Source organism: Pseudomonas sp. MF09156 (assembly GCF_059862305.1).
The window spans coordinates 506,886-526,998 of record NZ_JCBCUR010000004.1 but is presented as its reverse complement, the minus strand read 5'-3'; the positions used below and the strand labels follow the sequence as shown (position 1 = coordinate 526,998).

The following is a 20,113-nucleotide window of genomic DNA, read 5'->3' as shown; positions in this document are numbered from 1 at the left end:
CCTCCTACATCAGGATTCTTTCTGTGAACATGGACAATCTGACACTGCGCTACTTCGATGCCGAAATGCGCTACCTGCGCGAGGCCGGCAAGGAGTTCGCGGACGCGTTCCCGGATCGGGCGGCGCAGCTCAATCTGGACAAACCGGGAGCGCAGGATCCCTATGTGGAGCGCCTGTTCGAGGGCTTCGCATTCTTGATGGGCCGCTTGCGCGAAAAACTCGACGACGACCTGCCGGAACTGACCGAAGGCCTGGTCAGCCTGCTGTGGCCGCATTACCTGCGCACCATTCCATCGCTGTCGGTGGTTGAACTGGTGCCTGAACTGACGCAGATGAAACGTAGCGAGTTGATCACTCAGGGGTTTGAGGTGCTGTCGCAACCGATCGGCCCGCAACGCACCCGTTGCCGTTACACCACCACCCAGGACTTGACCCTGCGGCCGCTGGCGTTGGAATCGGTGGGGCGCGGTCATGAAATGGATGGTCGCTCAGTGTTGCGCCTGCGTTTTGCCTGTGGGGCGTTGACCGACTGGAGCCTGATCGACCTCAGCCGTTTGCCGCTATACCTGAATGCCGATACGCCGCTGGCCAGCGCGTTGCATCAGGCGCTGACCCTGAATGCACAAGCGATGTATGTGCGCTGGCCCGGCCAGACCGAGCGCCAGCCACTGACCGCGCATTTTGCGCCCAAGGGCTTTGCCGATGAAGACCGGCTGTGGCCCAAGGGCGACAGCGCCTTCAGCGGTTACCAGTTGCTGTTGGAATATTTCAGTTTCCGTGAAAAATTCATGTTTGTGACCTTGTGCGGCCTGGAGCAGTTGAAGATTGCGCCTGGCACGACCTGGTTCGAAATTGAAGTGGTGTTGCGTGAACCCTGGCCGGCCAACTTCGACTTGAGCAGCGAGCACATCCGCCTGCACGCGGTACCGGTGATCAATCTGTTTGCGCTAGAGGCCGACCCGCTGACCCTGGCGCCCTTGCAAACCGACTACTTGCTACGCCCGATGCGATTGCAGGACGGTCATACGGAGATCTATTCGGTGGACCGGGTCACCGCGTCGAGGAACGCCGAGCGCCAGGACTACGTGCCGTTCACCAGCTTTCGTCACAAGGGCGGCATGCTGCGCTTTGATGCCCCAGAACGCTACTTCCATACGCGCCTGAAGCGCGCAGCGAATGGTTTGCATGACACCTGGTTGATCCTCGGCGGCGAGGGTTTTGACAAGGACCGCCTGCGCGAGCGTGAAAGCCTGTCATTGCGCTTGACCGGCACCCACGGCCAGTTGCCGCGCAAGGCACTGCAAAGCACCTTGCTCGATACGGTGGTGCAGTCCACCCAGGCCGGTTTGCGCGTGCGCAATCTGTGTGCGCCGACCTTGCCGTGTTATCCGCCGAACCGCGACCGCTTTCACTGGCGGGTGCTCAGTCACCTGGGATCGAACTTCCTGCCGATGCTCGACAATGCCGAGGTGCTGCGCGGGACGTTGGCGCTGTATGACTGGACGGGCAGTGAGCTGAATCGCCGTCGTTTGGCGGCGATCGGCGAGGTCAAACATCACCTGGTGCAGCGTTTCGAGAAAGGCTTTCTGCTGCGTGGGGTGGATATCGAAATCACCCTGGATGCCAATGGCTTTTCGGGGGAGGGCGACATCAGCCTGTTCGGCGAGATGCTCAACCGCTTCTTCTCCTTGTATGCCGACATTCATCTGTACACCCAGCTCACGCTGATCCTGCAACCTACTGGAAAGTGCCTGCGATGGAACGAGAACCACAGTCAGCGTATTCCCGGCTGAAAGCCGGCGGCCTGCTCGACGCCCTGCAGGACCAAGTAGCCGAGGCTAACCTGTACCGCTTTTGCCAGTTGCTGGAGCAGGCTCTGCCCGGTCATCCGCCTTTGGGCAGTACCGCGCACCCGGCTGATGATGCGGTGCGCTTTCGGCCTGATCCGGGTATGGGCTTTCCAGCCAGCGAGTTGAAGTCGATTGAAACCGATGTAGCTCATCCGGAACGGCCGGCGACAGTACGCACTCGTCTGCTCGGGTTGTACGGCGTCGACTCGCCGATGCCGACGGTGTTTTTGGATGACATCGCGCAGCGCCGGGAAGGGCATGAAGCGTTGGAAGCCTTCCTGGATATTTTCAACCACCGGATCTTCACCCAGTTCTACCGGATCTGGCGCAAGTATTCCTACCCGGCGACTTTCGAAGCAGGCGGCACCGATGCCACCTCGCAATGCCTGTTGGGGCTGATCGGCTTAGGGATTCCTGGCACCGCCCAGCAGATCGCCACGCCGGTCTCGCGTTTTCTGGCCCTGCTCAGTGTGATGCGCCTGCCCACACGTAATGCCGAGGGCATCACCGCGCTGGTCAAGTTACTGGCGCCCAACACCCAGGCGCAGGTGACCCCGCATTGGCCACAAAAAATTGCGTTGGAACATCCGGCCAACCTTTCCCGCCAACGTCCAGTGAGCTTGTCCCAGGGGACGCCGTTGGGCAGCGTTGGCCTTGATGCCAACAGCCAACTGCGGCTGACGCTCTACACAGAAGACACGCAGGAAGCCATCGGCTGGTTGCCCTGTGGTGAGTTGTACAGCGATCTGCTGGTGCTGCTGCGCGTGTACCTCGGGTGGCGCTGCACGGCGAAACTGCAGTTGTCATTGCCAGTGCACAGCCTGCCCGCACCGGTGCTGGGGCAAGCCCCTATTCGGTTGGGCATGACCGGGGTGCTGGGCTTGGGAAGCGATGCTTGGCAGGTGGCCGAACACGACACTCTCACGATCAACCTGGGCCGCTACCAAGGCCTTTCGATTAATCCCCACAATAGGGAAACACAGCATGTTGCGTACCGTTTTTAGTCTGGTGATATTCGCGGCTCTCGGCGGGTGTGGTCTGGCCCAGACCGTTGCGGATGGCACGGCATCCACTACCAAGGCGATCTTCTACAAGCAGGTGAAAACCCTGCATCTGGATTTCAGTGCACGCGCGGCGTTGAACACCTCTGCCACGGACATGAGCGCCTTGTCGGTGCCGACCCTGGTGCGGGTGTATCAATTGCGCGACAGCAAGGCGGTAGAGCAGGCCACCTACGACGGGCTGCTGGGCGATGACAATCAACTGCTGGCGAGCGCGTTGTTGGACAAACGCTCGGTGGTGGTGAAGCCCGAGGAAGGCGCGCAGTTGAATGTGCCGATGGACAAGGACGCGCAGTTCGTCACGGTGGTGGCGTTGTTTCGCAGCCCTGATACCCAGTTGAACACCTGGCGCCTGACGTTGACCCGTGATGACCTGGACCCGGATCGGGCTCGGGTCATCGAGCTGGGGGATAATCGCTTGACCCTGCGGCCCTTGGCAAAGGACTGAACCATGACCGAGTACAACCCCTCGCTGTACGAAATGCTGCTGCAAAATTTCGACGGTGAGTTGGATCTGCATCAGGTCAGTGAGGAAGACCAGCACGCCCTCTCGGTGCTGGACAACCTGCAGCGGATCCTCAACAGCCGCGCCGGTGCGCTCAGCCATCTGCCCGATTACGGGCTGCCGGACATGGGCCTGATCCTGCAGGGATTGCCCGCCACGGCCCATGGCTTGATCGGCACCATGACCGCCACCCTGCTCAAGTACGAACCGCGTCTGGCAGCGGTCTCCATCGAACTGCAGCCCCAGACGCTGCCGGGGCATCTGGAGTATGCCCTGGACGCGCAACTCAAAGATGGGCAGCACATGAGCTTCGGCACCACCCTGGCGCCCGGGGGCAAAGTGCTGGTGCGTCACTTGAAACGACAGCACTACCTGACCAAGCCTTGAACCTAGAACGGAAGGGAAGCCCAATGACGGCGTTGTTTGAGATGCGTATTCGAGTCGGCGGTGATCCACGCGGCTTCAGTGAATTTACGGTATTGCGTGAGGAATTGGCCAAGCTCAGCCATCCTGCTTGCCCGGATGTGGACTGGGCCAAGGTGGAGCAAAGCTGCCTGGCGTTGTTCCAACAAAATGGTGCCGACCTACAAACAGCGTGTTTTTACACCTTGGCACGCGGTCAACGTCATGGGCTGGAGGGCATCACCCAGGGCGTGGTGTTGCTGGAAGCCCTGAGTCGCGAGTGGGCACGCCTGTGGCCGCCGATGGCGTCGGTGCGTCCGGACCTGCTGGGGTGGTTGTTCGATCAGTTGCAACCGCTGATGCGCAGCATGGCGATGACCGCCCACAGTGTGTCCGCGTTGGTTCAACTGGACACCGAGCTGGCACGTTTGCATGCGCGTTTACTTTCTCAGGCGGCGAATCCTCTGCAAGCATTACAGGCTCTGCGCTACCAGGTGGGCAGCCTTATCCAGCGCCTTGAACAGCGCTATGCATCGGGCGAAATAGTGCTGGATCCCGTTAGAGTGATGACACCGACATTGGTGAAACCTGTGGTGATCATGCCTCCCCCTGACGTGGAGCCACGCAGGCGACGTCTGGCCTTGTTGCTGTTTGCCGGGATGCTGATTATCGCCTTGCTCGCGGGACTTGGTTGGCAGACATGGCTGACAAATCAAGACCGTCCACCCCTCATGCCCGAACCCGTGCGATTGGACAGCCTGTCGCTGTTCGATGCCGGCAGCGCAATCCTGAAGCCAGGCTCGACCAAAGTACTGATCAATGCCCTGGTCGGTATCAAAGCCCAACCGGGCTGGCTGATCGTGATCGCAGGGCATACCGATGCGACCGGACCTGTGGAACAAAACCTGGCCCTGTCCCACGCCCGCGCCTCAGCCGTGCGCGACTGGATGCAGCAGATGGGCGACATCGCCGACAGTTGTTTCGCGGTGCAGGGCTTGGCGGCCAAACAGCCTATCGCCAGCAATGCGACCGAGGCCGGACGTACCGTTAATCGGCGTGTGGATATCCAACTGGTACCGCAGGTGGGTGCCTGTGAGCAGACCGCATTGGCGGGGGAAAGTGGTCGATCATAAAGTGCCGACCCAAGTGTTCACCTGCAAGGCGAGCTCCTTTCCTTTCAGCGCGCAATGGCTCTTGGCTGTGGCCGAGGCCACCCGCACCGAACCGCATTACCCTGCCCAAGCGTTAGCCCGACTTCGGACGGGCAATATTTCAAGCAGCGCCCCGGTTGGAGCGAGATCTGCGCAAAATCCCGCTCCGAAGGCTCACACCTTGACGTTACGCCCCGCCGGCAGCGCCACGATCAATTCAATCAGCAAAATCCCCACCAGCAACAACACCGGCAGGTTCCAGTCTCCACTGTGTTGATAGAGTGCCCCGACTACCAGGGGCCCCGCGACGGCAATCAGATAACCCACCGTTTGCGCCATGGCCGAAATACGCGTGGCGGTGTCGATGCTGGCGGCCTTGGCAACGAACAGGAACGTCCCCAGAGAAAGCCCGGCACCTTGCCCGAAGCCGAGCACACCGGCCCACACGATGGCGCTGGGCAAAGGCGCATACATCAACCCCAGTGTTCCGGCCAGGCACAACAGGATGACTGAAGTGATGTGCGGGCGGTGGTCCTGGGTGCGTGCAGCCAGCAAAGGCGTGAAAAAACTGGCGACCATCAGGCTCAGTTGCGAGACCGAGAAAATCAGCGCCGCAGTAGCCACATCGGTGCCACGGTCCCTGAGTAGGGTGGGCATCCACGGCAGAAACACGAACAGGTTCAGCACTTGCAGTCCGAAAAACAGCGTGATTGCCCAGGCCGTGGGGTTGCGATAAACGTTAACGCTCGGCCCGCTATGACCGCTGCCCAACCCATGGTGCGCGGCGTGCCGCAACTGTGGCAACCACAGTAACAAGGCCAGCAAGGCCGGGACGGCCCAGAGCCCGAGGGCATGGAACGCCGAGGCGCGATCAGCCCCCAGCCATTGGAACAGCGGCAGCGATACGCTGGCACCCAGTACCGCACCGGCTCCAAGCATCAATGCATAGATCCCCATCACCATACCCATGCGTTGCGGACCGAAGCGTTTTCGTGCGAGCACGGGCATGATCACGTTCATCACGGCAATACCCACACTGCCCACTACGGTGCCCACGATCAGCCCGGACTCACCCAGCCCGCGAACGCTGCAACCGATGCTTAGCAGGATCAGCGCGAAAAACAGCGCACGCTCCTCTCCCAGCCAGTGTCGCAACCTTACGCCGGCCATGGAGAACAGACCCAGCAGTGCCAGAGGTAAGGTCGTCACCAGCAAGGTGGAGGTAAAGCCAAGTTGCAGGTTCTCCAACAATGGGCCAACTGTTGTGAAGATCAGCCGCAGGTTCAGCGACACCAGGATAAAACCCACCCACAGCAGCCATGATTGCGCCGCGGTGGTATTGACTTGAGGTGAAACGGTTGAGGTGTCCATCACTGTTCCAACTCCACCAGGACCAGGCTCTTGAGGTGGCCCGCGCAGGCTTCTTGCAACGCCAGCGGTGCCTGGTCCAGGCCTTTGACCAATGTGTGGGCAATCCGAATACCGCTGCCGCGCTGCCACAGCGCCAGTTGCCGGATCCAGGCGTCAAACATTTCTGGTGCCTCTTCGTCGGCACTGAAACCGCGTATCGTCACGCCCTTGAGAATCAGCTGGAAGGTGTCGAGCTCCACCGGTGCCTTCAGGGTTGCGCTGTGGGGGTTCAGTTCCGCTGACACTGCACCGAGCAATACACAACGTGCACCGTGCCGGGCGATCTCCAGCGCGGCCGCCAGTTGTTCGCCGCCGACCATGTCGACGATAACGTCAATACCCTCTGGAGCAACGCGGGCCAGTTGCTCGCGGATTGGCTCGCCTTCGCGTGTGACCACCGCGTCATAACCCAACTGCGCCTGCATCCAGCGGGCTTTCTCCTGGTTGCTGGTCGTGCCGATGACTCGCGTAGCACCCAGCAGTCGGGCGATTTGCCCGGCCATTGAGCCAATCGCGCCTGCACCGCTGGTGACAAAGACCGTATCGCCCGGACGCACTTGCACGCCCTTGACCAGCGCGGCAAAGGCGGTCCAGCCATGCCCGAGCCACGCGGCGGGGTCAACGACCGGGCTGTCGATGTACGTGCATTGTGCGACCGGTACCATTGCATAATCGCGCCACCCCAAAGGATGCATGACCAGGCTGCCGATGCTCAGATCAACGCCGGCGCCGACCTGTACCACCTCGCCAATGGCGCCATCGGCGAGCGTGTCGCCAGGCTTGAGTGGTGGAAAGGGAATGCCCTTTACCTCCTCGGCACCCGCTTCGGCCATCAAGCGGGTAGAGATAGAGACACGAAACCAGCGGTTGCGCACCAGTACTTGCCCGGGGCCGGGTGCTGCAAGCGCGGTTTCGACCACTGCAAAATGTTCGGCCTTGAGTGCGCGTGAGTTGTAACCGAGTAGTTTGACCTCGCGCGCTTTGAGTGTTTGTTCCGTCATGAACGGGCTCCTGCTGTATTCATTTGGAGGTTCCTGGGGCGGTGTAGCCGTTGAGGGTTGGAAACTACGAGATGCCAGAGGCCGCAAGGCGGGCAACGCTGATCGAGCGCCGGGCTCATTGCGCGGCGCCTGCGCGGCAGTTGGTCTATTTGGCGTTGAGCCCCACCATGCGGCGTATCAGGCTGGTGCTTTGGTGGTAGTCGTAGTCCAGCACCAGGCGATCGCGCAGCAGGGGCTCGCTGAGTGCGTGCTGCTCTTCAAACACCAACGCCCGTGTGGAGTGCTCACTGGCGGCCACGTCCCACACCAGATTCATCAGCAGGTTCTTCTCTCTGGCGCCCACGCTTTGCGTGTCAAGAAACCAGGAGAACTTCTGGCCAAAGGCGGCGTCGGCGGCCAAGTCTTTCTCGTTGAACCTGAGGATCAGGCCTTGTCCGCACAGCTCTCTGAGCAGATGCAGCACCCGGGGCAGTTTTTCCATGGCAAATACCCGTCCGGCGGCCAGTGCGTTGGGGCCAGGCAGCAGTATGTCGCCGTCGGACATCTCGGCCGTTTCGATGGACGCGATGCACATGCCTTTGAGTATTTCTGAAAACTGCACTATTTCGCTGACCCGCTGGCGAACCACCGCAATACCCTCAAGGCCCAGGACTTCCATGATCACCTTGGCCAGTCCGGCGTACAGGTCCGCCTTGGTTTCCAGACGCACCAGCGTGTACCAATGGCTGTATGAGGTCCACAGGTTGAAGAAACCGGCGTTGGCCAGTTCTGGGACGTTTGCCGCCATGATTCGCCAGCGTGGAATGAACACGTTATCGAATACCACCATCGCCTCGGCTTCTTCGCCTTTGGACGTGAGCGGGTGGTCGTAGGCGCTGGCGTGGGGCTGGGAGACAATCTCCCGGCAGAAAATCTTCACCCCCGGCGCATCGGCAGGGACGTAGGCCCAGAATGACTCGTCGGGCGCCGCGGGGTGCAAACTGCCGACAAATATTTCATTGGATTGCGGTGCTACCGTGCCCACGCCTTTGACGCCGCTGATCCAGATGCCCTCGGCGTTTTGCTTGTTGATCCGCATCACCGCACGATCGGGCGGCGTCAGGTTGAGGTCGGTGCCGTGGGTCCGTGCCCGATAGCCTTGAGGGTCAACAATGGCCTCGGACAAATACAGGCTGTTGCGCTCGGCGTAGTCATGGTAATCGGTGATGTTTTCTGCGTACTCGGGGCATTTTTTCCTGAATGTCGGCAGGTGTCCCATCATGCCGACGGCGAAGCTGGCGATCATGTCCAGGCTACGGCAGTGGGTGCCCCAGGTTTTTTGCGCAACGTACATGATTGCGCGGCGTCGCGACGCCAAGTCTGCTTTGTTTCTGGGGGGCATATAGGCAGAAGAGGCCAGGTAACCGTCGGGGCGTACGTACGTCAGAATGTCGTCGTGTTTACCGCTGAACTGTTCCTCGTAGATTTCTGCAACTTGCGATATGCCGCCAGCCGTAGAGAAGTGTGTAGTCACATCTTCAACAACTTGGCCTTGATAAATAACAGTGCGGTCATCACGCAGTGAAGCTTTGAAGGATTCTGCACTTTTCAGATATTTACGCTTGTTTTGCAGATCTGGCATGGTAGCAACCTCAGTAATGTTCAACGTTGTTTGCGTAGGCTCTGGCCCGCTGTCTAGCGCTGGATCAAGGACAACGTTCTAGCGCCACTATAAGATTCAGATGGGAATTAATGTCGTTACAGACTTTGGCGATCCGGATTCTCTGTTTGGCATTTCGAGTACGCGTTGTTTCCCACCCGGACTCTTGTCTTGTTGACCGGGTGTCATGAATATTGAAGTTCGTGCAATGTGTTCGAAGTTGCAGCAACCCGGTTTTTCAAAGCGTGTTTATTGCACTGTCCTACGGCTGTAGCCGGCGATGTTTCCAGCCTTCGGCGCAGCGGTCATAGCGCAGCCGCTCATGCATCCGCCCGCTGCCGTTGGCCCAGAACTCAATTGACTCAAGGCACAACTCGAACAGGCAATATCCGGGTGGGCGTGGCAGCGGGCCGCCGACTAGTGCCAGACGCTGGGCTTGCGCGCGCAACGACTCAATATCGATGAGTTCTTCACTCTGGCGCGAGGCCACCGACATGGGGTGGGTTGCATAGGGCCGACTCTGCCACTGTGCGTCGGCGCGCTCCGACGAAAGCTGCTCGGCGATACCATTGAAAATGATCTGCTGACTGGTTTCACGCCAATACAGCACCCCCGAGGCCCAGGGATTCTCCAGTAGTTCGCGCCCTTTCTGGCTGCCGGCATGGGTGGCGAACACCAGGCCACGCGTACTGATTTCGCTGATCACGATGATGCGTGTCGATGGCCGGCCCTGGCTGTCGGCGGTGGCCAGCGCCAGCGCCCGAGGTTCGCGGATGCCCACGCGGCGTGCACGCTCCAACCAGTTGGCCAGCACGACCATGGGATCGGCGGGCAGCGTCTGGTACTCGGGAAACGGCGCATCCAGCGTGCCGGTGAGAGACTCCGACATACCTTTGCCCAGCAGGGGCTTGCCTTGTAGTGAAGGGTTCATAGCACGATGGTCCCCCGGCCGAACGTGACGCCATTGCCCGATACTTCAACCCGCGTCAGTTGATCGGCCCGGCCCTCAGCCCTGGCGAACATCAGCGACGGCCGGCCGATTTCCACGCCCTGCAGAATCTCGATCTGCTGGCCGAACTCGATCTGGCCGTGGCGTGCCAGGTGAATTGCCAAGGGCCCGGCCGCAGAGCCGGTGGCGGCATCCTCGACCACGCCATAGGCCGGTGAGAACATCCGGCTGCGCCACTGCCGCCCTGCGCCGGCAAAGCAGTTGATGGCCATGTCATGGAAGCTGGCAAGGGCACGATGGTCGGGGTGCAGCGCTGACAGCGCGGCAATATCCGGCAAGCCGACAAACACATGGCGCGGGCCGTTGTGATAGATCTCGATAGGAAAGGTCGAGCCGCTGATCCCCAAGGCGCTGAGCAATTGCGCATCGCGTCCCAAGGTGGTCCAGGTCGGTATGGGCTGGTCCATGCTGGCGGCGATGACGCTGGTGTTGTGGCGCTCCAGTTCAAAAGTGATGGTGCCCATCCGGGTTTCCAGGTACAGCCGGTGATTGTCGGTCTGCGCACCCAACGCAATAGCGGTACCCAGTAATGGATGGCCGGCAAACGGCAGTTCGTTGACCGGGGTAAAAATCCGGATCAACGCATCGCCACCGTTGCGCGGCTTGAGCACGAAGGTGGTTTCCGACAGGTTCATCTCGCGGGCGATACGTTGCATTTGCGTGGACGACAAGTCATCGGCGTCAAAGAACACCGCGACCGGATTGCCTTCCAGAGGGACGCTGGCAAAGGCGTCGATGATGACGTATTGGTGCATGGTTATCTCCCGGCGGCCGAAGCGCTGCTGTCGACAGGTGTGTGGAGGAGGGCATGGCGTAGCAGGTCGGCGATGATGCGTGGGCCTTCCTGGGTCAGCAGCGACTCGGCATGAAACTGCATGGATGCAAACGATGGCCCACGCAGGGCATGTACTTCCCCGGTCTCGCTGTCGCGGCTGATTTCGACGGTTCCGATGCCGTTGATGTCTAGGCGGTCACTGCTGCTCTGGGCGGCGAAGGTGTTATAGAAACCGACCCGTTCGGCGTGGCCAAACAGGTCGATCTGTTTTTGCACGCCCTGGTTGGGAATGGCTCTGCGTTGCAGCTCCAGGCCCAGGCACAGACTCAGCACCTGATGACTCAGGCACACCGCGAGGAACGGTCGCTGCTGGCGCAGCAAGGAGCGGATGGCCACGTGCAGATGGTCGATTTTTGGCAGTTGGGTATCGCTCGGGTTACCGGGGCCTGGGCCCATGATCACCAGGTCATAACCATCAAAGCTGTATTCGTCGCGCAAGCTGCACACCGTTACCACCAGACCCAGGGCACGAAGTTGCTTGGCGATCATCGAGGTGAAGGTGTCTTCCGCGTCGACGATCAACACCTGGCGCCCGTTAAAATCGGCATGGGTCTGTTGCCGTTGCTGGCTGTCCATCAGCCAGAAGTTGGAAACGTAGGCATTGCGGCTGGCCAAAGCCGCCCGCACCTGCAGGTGGCTACCGAAGCGCGAGGGCGCCTGGTTTTTCAATGCGCTAATCAGCCCGGCGGCCTTGGCCCGGCTTTCGGCAGCTTCGGTCACTGGATCAGAGTGGCGCACGATGGTCGAGCCCACGCTGATCTGCACCTGGCCGTTGCCATCGATGTCGGCGGTGCGAATCAGGATCGCCGAATCCAGAGTACGCCCCCCCTTGCCGTCGCTGCCGATCAGCGCAGCCATGCCGCTGTAGTACCTCCGGCCTTGTGGCTCATAGCGTTGAATGACCCGGCAGGCGCTTTCCAGTGGACTGCCGGTGACGGTAGGGGCGAACAGGGTTTCGCGCAGGATTTCGCGTACATCGCGCCGGGTCTTGCCTTCGATGAAGTATTCGGTGTGGGCCAGGTGGGCCATTTCCTTGAGGTAAGGACCGAGCACGCGGCCGCCGTCGTCACAAATGCGCGCCATCATTTTCAGTTCTTCGTCGACCACCATGTACAGCTCGTCGGCTTCCTTGCGGTCGGCCAAAAACTCCATGACCTCTGCCAGGTTGGGACCGGCGGGCGGATAGCGATAAGTACCGCTGATGGGGTTCATCACCGCAAGCCCCTCCTTGACGCTGATATGGCGCTCGGGGGATGCACCGACGAAGGTGCGGTTGCCGGTGTGGATGATAAATGTCCAATAGACACCTTTCTCCCGCTCTAGCAGATGACGAAAGAACGACAGGGCACTGGCTGGTCCGTATTCGCTGATCTCGGCGAGGAAGGTGCGCTTGATCACGAAGTTTGCGCCTTCACCGCAGCCGATTTCGTTGGTGATCACCTGGCTGACGATCTCGGCGTAGCTTGCGTCGCTGAGGTCGAAGCGCTCGTTGTTCAACTGGATGGGCACGTCGGGCAGCAGCCCCAGTAGCTGTTCGATGCCGATGGGCTGCTGTTCGGTGATTTTCATCGCCAGCAATGGCGACTGATCGTCCACGGCGTCAAAGCCACGCTCGGCAATCTGGTGGTAGGGAATCAGCGTCAATACATCCAGGCGAGGCGCGCCGATCGAGGTGGCGGGCAAGTCGATATCGGCCAGGACCGTGGGCTGCGACATCTCGCCTATCAACACGTCCAGCAGTCCCGGGCCGCCGGACTCCGGCCGGTACAGCAGGGCAAACGGCTCGGGCGCCGGTTGCAGGATGCGCTCCATAAGGCGGGCGGCGGCTTGGCTCATGACACCACCTCGTCAGTGGTGACGACCATGGCACAGCGGCTGGCGGCGTATTCGATGGCCATCCAGTGGTGTTCCTTGCTGAAGTCGGCAATAGCGTCGGCCACGAGGAACGGCTGGATATCGTTGGAGTAGGCATCTACGGTCGAGATCAGCACCCCGACATGGGCATACACCCCGCACAGGATCAACTGATCGCGCTCATTGGCGTGCATCCGCTCCAGCAGGTCGGAGTTGAAGAACGCACTGTAGCGCCACTTAGTCAGCAGCCAGTCGCCAGGCTTGGGCGCCAGGGCGTCGACCACCTCGCGGTCAGTGGCGCTGGCCTGCATGCCGGGCCCCCAGAAGTCCTTGAGCAGCCCGCGTTGCGCTTCGCTCATGCTGCCAGGCTGGGCGGTGTAGGCCACCGGCACGCCGTTGTCAGCCGCCCACTGGCAAATGCGCGCGGCGTTGCCCACCACTTCTTCACGCAGGGCGTCGGGCAAGGGCCGTAGGAAGTAGCGTTGCATGTCATGCACCAACAGTACGGCGCGCTCGGGGTCGATACGCCATTGTGCGAGGTTGACAGGCAGGTCGCGGGAGGTGGGTAGGGCATACGGGACGATGTTTGGAATGCCGGTCATGCGACAGTCTCCAGTGGGAAGTTTGCAGTGGGGGCTGCTTGCCAGCCGTTCCAGGCCATCACTGCGGCGAGTGCCTGCTGGGGATTGAGGCGTGGGTCGCAGAGACTGGTGTAGTGGCGGCTGACCTGGAGCAAACCTGCCGCGTCTGTCGCGCATTCGCTGACGTTGTCGGGGGTGGTTTCCAGGTGAAGGCCGGCGGCCACGCCACCGGCTGAAGTCACGGCATGCTTGAAGGTGCAGATTTCCTCGCTAATGGTTTGCACCATGCGGGTCTTGTTGCCGCAAGGGGCGACGATAGTGTTGCCATGCATCGGATCGCTCAACCAGATCACCGGATGGCCGGCTGCACGTACCGTTTCTACCAGCGACGGTAGGCGTTCGCCGACGGCCTGTGCGCCCATTCGCGCAATCAACGTCAACCGTCCTGGCTCGCGTTGCGGGTCGAGCCGTTCGCAAAGCCCCAGCAACTGCTCGCGACCCATCTGCGGGCCGACTTTGCAGGCCACCGGGTTGAGCACCTGGCTGAGCAGCGCCACATGCGCGCCGTTCAACTGTCGGGTGCGCTCGCCAATCCAAGGCCAATGGGTCGACCCCAGGTAGGCCCGGTGCTGGTGATCCTTGCGCAACATCGACAGCTCGTAGTCGAGCAACAGCATCTCGTGACTGGTCCACACCGGCGGGGCGCCTTTATCAAGATCGCGCGGGGCGTCCCAGCCCAGGTGACGCATGATGTTGCGCGCCGATGCATAGCCCTTGAGGATCCGCTGTGGGTTGGCCTGACGCTGTCTGGCATTCGCCGCATGACCGTTGACCATATCGCCGCGATACACCGGCAGCAGCTGTTCGCCGACCTGTTCATGGGGCTTGGATCGAGGCTTGGCATATTGCCCGGCAATCCGCCCGACCCGGATTACCGGGCGGCCCCCGGCCTTTTGCAGCGCCCCGGCGAGCGTCTCAAGCAGTGCGGTCTTGCGTGTCACGCTGTGTACCTGGTGGTCGTCGATGTCTTCGGCGCAGTCGCCGCACTGCATCACCAGCGCCTCGCCCGTGGCGACACGGGCAAGCTGTGCACGCAGTGCCAGGGTATCGCCAACCCGGATCAACGCCGGGCTGGCCCGCAGGCACTCCTGAACCTTGCGCAGGCACGACGGATCGTCCCAGTCGGGTTGCTGCAGCACCTCGCAGCGCTGCACGCGTTGCAATAAATCGTCCATTATTGACCCTGCTTGGCTGGCTATCAGGTGGGAATACCTTCGCGTTTGATTTGCGGCACCGTAATACTTAGTGCGCGCAGTTGCTGGAAGACGTTCATGAACTCGCGATTGCGCTTGATCTTGCCGTCATCCAGCTCGAAGGAATGCAGGAAGTGGTTTTCGTAATAGCCGTCCGGGTAACCGGGGAAGAGGATCTTGCCGTGGCCTTTGCACTCGACCCAGAAGTGATTGGGGTCGTCGGTACCGAAGATCTTGATGTCGTACCATTCCCAGTCCGGAAAACACTTGAGCGACCAGACCGCATGTTCCGCGAGTTTCTGTTTACCGCTGATCACGATCGGTGCGCCGGTATCCGTCGTCCATAGACCGCCACTGCCATCTTCGACGAACAACTCATGTCGACGCAGGCGATCCTGGCCCTTGGTATTCATGTAGGTTGCAACGGTGATGCGATTCTTCTCGCGAAGATCGGAGGCGCCACTGAAGTCGGCTTGGTTAGTTGTGTCTGGCATCATCAATACTCCTTTGATGGTATTTAGACGGGAATGCCGTCGCGCTTTATTTGCGGCATGGCTATGCCTAGTGCGTGCAGCTTGGGCACAGGGTTCATGAACTCGCGGTTGCGCTTGATCCTGCCGTTATCGAGTTCGAATGAGTGCAGGTAGTGGTTCTCGCAGTAGCCTTGCGGATAGCCCGGGATCAGCACCTTGCCGCGCCCGTCGCACTCCACCCAGAGGTGGTTGGGGTCGTCGGTTTCGAAGATCCGTACGTTGTGCCATTCCCAGTCGGGAAAACATTGCTCGAGCCATACGGCAAGGCGTGCCAGGCTCTCGTGGCCCTGGAAAACCAGGGGCTCTCCGGTAGCCGTGGTCCAGTTTCCGCCGCAGCCGTCCTCGCTGAACAAGGTGTGGCGTTGCAGCCGTTCGGCGCCCTTCATGTGCATGTAGCGCTCGACGGTTGCGCGATTGATCCGACGCAACTGCAGGTGGTTTGCGAAGCCTGTCATTGGTGAGGTGTCCTGCATGATTTAAGCCTCCCTGTCTACCGCTGTCCTGGCGGGCATTGCGCTACGGCCTGTTCGCCAGGGCATGCCGGGTATAGCCGATGAAATTGAAGTCAGGCCTTAACGCGATGTGCGACGTCAGCGTTTGCACGTCACGCCAGCTTTTCTGCACCAGATTGCTGCTGAAGTGGGCTTGGGCGCCGCTCAGGCGGAAGATGCGGTTGACGGCGTCCAGAAGCAGTTGTGCAGCGAAGCTCGCATCACGGGCGCAACGTCCGATTTGCAGTGGTGATAACTCACCCTGGTCAATCGCCTGGCAACTGTTGTGCAGCAACAGGCCGCAGGTCTCCAGTGCAGCTTCCGCGCTGGCATAGGCCATGGCCACTTCACCCACTGCCTCGCTGGGGAGGCTGTCACGCCATTGCTCAAGGCACTGCCAGCCGGCCCCCAGGCCACAGGCCAAAAACAGCTGGGCATCGGCGGCAATCGGTGAGGCCTGGTACTGCGGGCCCTGGGCGTGGCGGGAACCACCTTTCATCAAGTCGGTTCTGGCAAAGGTCATATGCGTCGGTACAACCACTGCGTCCAGGATGATCGAGTGACTGCCTGTGCCCCGCATGCCCAGGGTTTGCCAATTGTCGAGGACTTGCCAGGTACCGGCGGGAATGGCGGCGAAGCGTTGCTCCCCGTCATCGACCTCAATGCACAGCAAAGCCCAATCAGCGAAATCAACGCCCGAGAGGTAGTGCCATGTCCCCGTCAAACGCCAGCCCTGGGCGACGGCCTCGACCTTGCCGGTGGAGCGGAACGAGGCACAAATGCGTACGTCCTGGCTGTCTCCCCAGATTTGCTGTTGTGCAGCCACTGGAAGGTAGGCTGCCATGCGCCCTACGACCGCCTGGATGATGGCGCACCAGGCAGCAGAAGGGCATGCCTTGGCCACAGCCACGATGCGCTGTGACAGTTCGACGAAGGTGCCGGGGTGCCCGCCCTGTTCCCTTGGCACGAAGTAGCGGGAAAAACCGGCGCAGGTCAGCGCCTCCACCACTTCGGCGGCCAGCACACCTTGCTGGTCGGCGTTCAACGCGTGGCGGGCGGCAACTTCACGGACGCGCTCAAGGGGCATCAGTTGAGCGAGGGTGCTCGGCGCTTTCAGCTCTTGCATCGGGTCATCTCCTTGAAATTATTCAACCGACTGTGTGGGTGAGGGTGTTTGGCTGGCGGGTTTGCGCGGGGCGCGCAGGCTCCAGCCGAGCAGGTAGGCCAGCATCAGGCCAAGGGCGGCCAGCAGGCAGCCGAACAGGCCGCTGTAACCGGTGTGGTCCAGCAACACGCCGGCGAGAATCGGCAGCAGCGTGCGACCTGCTACGAACAGACTCGACTGGATGCCGTAGTCCAGCGCCGACAGCCCGGGCCGTACGTGGTACATCATCAAACCGAACACCAGGCCGCCGCTGGCGCCCATCATCAGGGCCACCAGCAAAGCCGCGACGGCCATTGCGTTAGGCCCCCAGCAAAGCAGCGTGCTGGCGGCCAGCGTGCCCAGCGTCAGCAGGTTGCCGGCCGCAAACAAGGGCAACGCAACGCGCACTCCCCACTTTCGCGATACATAGCTCCCGGCCAGGCTGGAGAAAGCGGCGACCACCCCGCCACCCACGCCGACAATCTGTGCAATGCGTTCAGGGCTGAAACCCTGGTCGAGCATCAACGGCTTGAGGAACACCCAGACGGTGCCGATCAACGGGAAATACAAGATCAGCAATACGGTCCAGGTGCGGTGCCCGGGTTGTGTAAACCACGCCAGCCATTGCCCCATGCTGGGCCTGGATATAAAGGCGTCGCGCTCTTCGGGAACAGGGCAGGCAAGGGTGGTCGGTGTTCGCAGCAGCGGGAGCAGCAGCACTGCCGAAAGCACCCCGAGAGACAAAACGTACAAGGGCGCGGCCCAACCTGTACGGCTGTGCAGGATCAGCATCAGGCCACCGCCGATGATTGCCGCCAGCGAGGTGGCTGTTGAACGAATCGCACCGGCCTGCATGCGCTGGGTTTGCGGCAGCATCCGGATGGCCAGCGCGTTGATGGGCAAATCGACCCAGGTACCGAAGAGGCTGACCGCCATGGCTAGCACGAACAACAGGGCAAATGGTGTCTCAGCCAAATCATGGAGGCCCAGCAACAGCAGGGTGGCGATGTAACCCACGCCCAGCAGCATTCCCCAATTGCGATAATTGTTCCGGCCTACCTGCCAGCGGTCGATGGGTGTCGCCAGCAGGAACTTGCCTAGCGCCGGCAACCCCGTCATCTGCATCAGGCCAATTTGTGTAGCGCTCCAGCCGTGTTCGCGCATCACCAACGGCAGGCCGATGAACAGATAAATCAACGGTGCCGTCAGGGCGAGGTTGATCCAGCCGATCAGCAGCTGTCGTGGCCACCAGAAAGTTGTGTTCATCACCACGCCTCACATGCGCCAGGTCAGTCGCGCGCCGACTTCACGTGGCGGGCTGTAGATGGTGTAGTAGCCGGCGTTGTAACCTTCGGCGTCGTACTTCTTATTGAGCGTGTTGTTGGCATAAGCCGCCACTTCCCACTGGCCGAAGGGATAGCCCACCACCAGATTCAGCAGGCCGTAGCCATTGCGTTCGTAACGGTTGCCGGCATCCAGGTAGATCTTGCTGGTGCCCACCACGCTGCCTTGGGCATACCATCTCTGTGGCGCGGTGTAGCGCAGGTCTACATGGCCATTGAGTCGGGGGGCAAAGGTGTTGTAGTTGCCCGCGTAGTTGGTCGCACCGTCCTGAAAACTGTCGTAAGTGGTGTGGTTGAAGGCCACGCCTGTGGTCACTTGCCAGCCGGCACCGAGCAGATAGTCCAGGTCCAGCTCTACGCCCTTGGACGTCGCCTTGGCGGCGCTGGCGGTGTAGATCACGCCCACCGCCGGCTGCATTTGCACTTGCATGTTGTCGATTTTCATCACGTAGGCCGCGAGGGAGTAACGCAGCTGTTTGTCCAGCGCCCAGCCTTTGAGGCCGGTCTCGTAGGACCAGATATCTTCCGGCGAATAAGAGGGGTAGTTGAGCCTGGAAACAAAGATGTTATAGCCGCCGGCGCGTACCCCTCGGCTGGCACTGATGTACCACTGGTTGGAGGCATTGATCTGGTACTGCAGGCTCAGCTTCGGCGAGACATAGGTCCAGTCCTGGCTGCTGTGTCCACCACCGGTGGGGGTGATGCCTGCCGACATGCGCTCGATGCGCGCGCCCGCCGAAACGCTCCAGTCATCGTTGAACGGCACATTCCAGTGGGTGAACAGGGCCACCGAATCTGTCTTCAAGCGGCCGCCATAATCAGAGAAGACGGGGCTGCGCAGGGCAAAGTTGCGCAAGTCGTTGTTACCGTGATCACCGTATAGGCCTACTAACCAGTCGGCCCGCCCCAGTTGCCCCTCCACCCGGAACTCCTGCGACAGGGTGCGCATATGGTTGTCGCGCCCGATGTACAGGCGTTCTACCGGCATGAAGTCGGAGTCTTGCAGGACCTTGTCCTGGTAGTCGTTGTAGGCAGTGATGGAGCGCAGGCGCAGGCCCGTATCGAACAGGTGCGAGGCATTGATCGAGAAGGTCTGGCCCAGGGAGCGGTTCCAGCTGGGCGTGGTGGATGCAACGCGGTCGCTGGGCTGGCCGGCATTGCCCCAGAGCGCCGCACCATCGTTGTAATCCTGACGGGTGTAACGGGTGACCACTTCATCGGCGTCGGTTGGGGTCCAGCGCAGTCCCAGGTTCAGGTATTTGTGGTGGGTATGGTCCTCATCCCCGCCCGTATAGGTGTTATGAATGAACCCGGACTGCCGTGCGATCGAGCCGGAAACGCTGCCATACAAGGTGTTGGCAACCAGCGGGCCACTCAAGGCGAAGCGCACGTCCCGCTTGTCCCGGCTGCCCAGCTCGGTCGTTACCGTGGCCCGTGGGGTATCTTCCATCTGCTGGCTGTGGATGGCGACCACGCCGGTCTCTGCATTGCGCCCGTACAAGGTGGACTGCGGTCCACGCAGTACTTCGACACGATCCACATCTAGGAGGCTGTTCTCGAAGCCCTGTGCCATCAATGTGGGAACGTCATCGACCAGGAGCAGTACCGAGGAAGAATAGGAGTGGATACCGGCCGTCACGCCGCGCATCACCGGTGCTTTCATACCGGCCTGGCCAAAGGGCTGGAAGGACAACCCGCCAATGCGACCCTCCAGTTGCTCCATAGTCGTGATGCCCGATTGCTCAAGATCCTGGCCATCAATCACCGCGACACTGGCGGGTACCATTTCCAGCGGCCGCTCAATCTTGTCGGCCGTCACCACCACGGAGGGGAGGGCGATGCTGGTTGCATTTTCGGCAGAGTCCGACGCGGTTTGTGCATAAACAGCTGCCGGGCAGGCAAGGGCAGACAACGCAATGAAAACGGTGCGCAGCACCGAGTCAGGGGCATAATTCATGTGGTAGCCAGGCCCGAAATAGGCGCTAATTAAGGTCGGGCCACTATAGGATGCCAATGCGAATAAATCTTGTTACACTTTTTTGGAGGTCCGG

General features: G+C 60.9%; 18 protein-coding genes. 5 read left to right on the top strand and 13 right to left on the bottom strand.

Annotated elements, in window-relative coordinates:
- Positions 1–23 precede the first annotated feature (23 nt).
- The 5 genes from tssF to AC19YY_RS13810 are packed head-to-tail and all read left to right on the top strand — an operon-like array spanning position 24 to position 4,951.
- A complete protein-coding gene (gene tssF / locus AC19YY_RS13830; protein WP_500604366.1) occupies positions 24–1,793 on the top strand; it encodes a type VI secretion system baseplate subunit TssF in 1,770 nt (589 codons plus the stop codon).
- Positions 1,757–2,854: a type VI secretion system baseplate subunit TssG gene (tssG, locus tag AC19YY_RS13825; protein ID WP_172311677.1), complete on the top strand. Its 1,098-nt coding sequence runs from the start codon at positions 1,757–1,759 to the stop codon at positions 2,852–2,854. Before tssF ends, tssG begins: the two co-directional genes overlap by 37 nt.
- Positions 2,835–3,359: a type VI secretion system lipoprotein TssJ gene (gene tssJ / locus AC19YY_RS13820; protein ID WP_169952899.1), complete on the top strand. Its 525-nt coding sequence runs from the start codon at positions 2,835–2,837 to the stop codon at positions 3,357–3,359. The genes tssG and tssJ overlap by 20 nt, the downstream gene beginning before the upstream one ends.
- A 3-nt stretch (positions 3,360–3,362) precedes the next feature.
- Positions 3,363–3,803 (top strand): type VI secretion system baseplate subunit TssE, encoded by a 441-nt coding sequence (tssE, locus tag AC19YY_RS13815; RefSeq protein WP_172311675.1) that lies wholly within the window; start codon positions 3,363–3,365, stop codon positions 3,801–3,803.
- Positions 3,804–3,826: 23 nt separating this feature from the next.
- Positions 3,827–4,951, top strand: coding sequence for an OmpA family protein (locus tag AC19YY_RS13810; RefSeq protein ID WP_500604365.1), 1,125 nt, complete (start codon positions 3,827–3,829; stop codon positions 4,949–4,951).
- A 192-nt stretch (positions 4,952–5,143) separates the two neighbouring features.
- Here the strand turns inward: AC19YY_RS13810 and AC19YY_RS13805 are convergent, their stop codons facing one another.
- The 13 genes from AC19YY_RS13805 to AC19YY_RS13745 all read right to left on the bottom strand — a co-directional run bounded on the left by AC19YY_RS13805 (position 5,144) and on the right by AC19YY_RS13745 (position 20,019).
- The gene (locus tag AC19YY_RS13805; RefSeq protein WP_169952905.1) at positions 5,144–6,340 is read right to left on the bottom strand and encodes an MFS transporter; all 1,197 of its coding nucleotides are present in this window, start codon (positions 6,338–6,340) and stop codon (positions 5,144–5,146) included.
- Complete coding sequence (locus tag AC19YY_RS13800) at positions 6,340–7,380, bottom strand: MDR family NADP-dependent oxidoreductase (RefSeq protein ID WP_169952907.1); 1,041 nt, start codon at positions 7,378–7,380, stop codon at positions 6,340–6,342. The genes AC19YY_RS13805 and AC19YY_RS13800 overlap by 1 nt, the downstream gene beginning before the upstream one ends.
- A 145-nt stretch (positions 7,381–7,525) precedes the next feature.
- Entirely contained in the window at positions 7,526–9,001 is a 1,476-nt protein-coding gene (locus tag AC19YY_RS13795) for a 4-hydroxyphenylacetate 3-hydroxylase N-terminal domain-containing protein (protein ID WP_170041203.1), read from the bottom strand.
- Positions 9,002–9,281: 280 nt separating this feature from the next.
- The gene (gene phzG / locus AC19YY_RS13790) at positions 9,282–9,908 is read right to left on the bottom strand and encodes a phenazine biosynthesis FMN-dependent oxidase PhzG (protein ID WP_275941748.1); all 627 of its coding nucleotides are present in this window, start codon (positions 9,906–9,908) and stop codon (positions 9,282–9,284) included.
- A 38-nt stretch (positions 9,909–9,946) separates the two neighbouring features.
- Entirely contained in the window at positions 9,947–10,783 is an 837-nt protein-coding gene (locus tag AC19YY_RS13785; RefSeq protein ID WP_169952913.1) for a PhzF family phenazine biosynthesis protein, read from the bottom strand.
- Between the two features lie 2 nt (positions 10,784–10,785).
- Positions 10,786–12,699, bottom strand: a complete 1,914-nt coding sequence (locus AC19YY_RS13780) for an anthranilate synthase family protein (RefSeq protein ID WP_170041204.1) — start codon at positions 12,697–12,699, stop codon at positions 10,786–10,788.
- Positions 12,696–13,319, bottom strand: coding sequence for an isochorismatase family protein (locus tag AC19YY_RS13775; protein WP_170057168.1), 624 nt, complete (start codon positions 13,317–13,319; stop codon positions 12,696–12,698). The genes AC19YY_RS13780 and AC19YY_RS13775 overlap by 4 nt, the downstream gene beginning before the upstream one ends.
- On the bottom strand, positions 13,316–14,533 hold the full coding sequence (locus AC19YY_RS13770; protein WP_169952920.1) for a 3-deoxy-7-phosphoheptulonate synthase: 1,218 nt from the start codon (positions 14,531–14,533) through the stop codon (positions 13,316–13,318). Before AC19YY_RS13770 ends, AC19YY_RS13775 begins: the two co-directional genes overlap by 4 nt.
- 23 nt (positions 14,534–14,556) lie before the next feature.
- Entirely contained in the window at positions 14,557–15,045 is a 489-nt protein-coding gene (locus AC19YY_RS13765) for a PhzA/PhzB family protein (RefSeq protein ID WP_170041206.1), read from the bottom strand.
- A gap of 23 nt (positions 15,046–15,068) precedes the next feature.
- Positions 15,069–15,557, bottom strand: a complete 489-nt coding sequence (locus AC19YY_RS13760; RefSeq protein WP_170041207.1) for a PhzA/PhzB family protein — start codon at positions 15,555–15,557, stop codon at positions 15,069–15,071.
- 43 nt (positions 15,558–15,600) lie between these two features.
- Positions 15,601–16,701, bottom strand: coding sequence for an acyl-CoA dehydrogenase family protein (locus tag AC19YY_RS13755; protein WP_500604364.1), 1,101 nt, complete (start codon positions 16,699–16,701; stop codon positions 15,601–15,603).
- 18 nt (positions 16,702–16,719) lie between these two features.
- Positions 16,720–17,985 (bottom strand): MFS transporter, encoded by a 1,266-nt coding sequence (locus AC19YY_RS13750; RefSeq protein WP_500604363.1) that lies wholly within the window; start codon positions 17,983–17,985, stop codon positions 16,720–16,722.
- A 9-nt stretch (positions 17,986–17,994) separates the two neighbouring features.
- On the bottom strand, positions 17,995–20,019 hold the full coding sequence (locus AC19YY_RS13745) for a TonB-dependent receptor (protein WP_500604362.1): 2,025 nt from the start codon (positions 20,017–20,019) through the stop codon (positions 17,995–17,997).
- Positions 20,020–20,113: the final 94 nt, after the last annotated feature.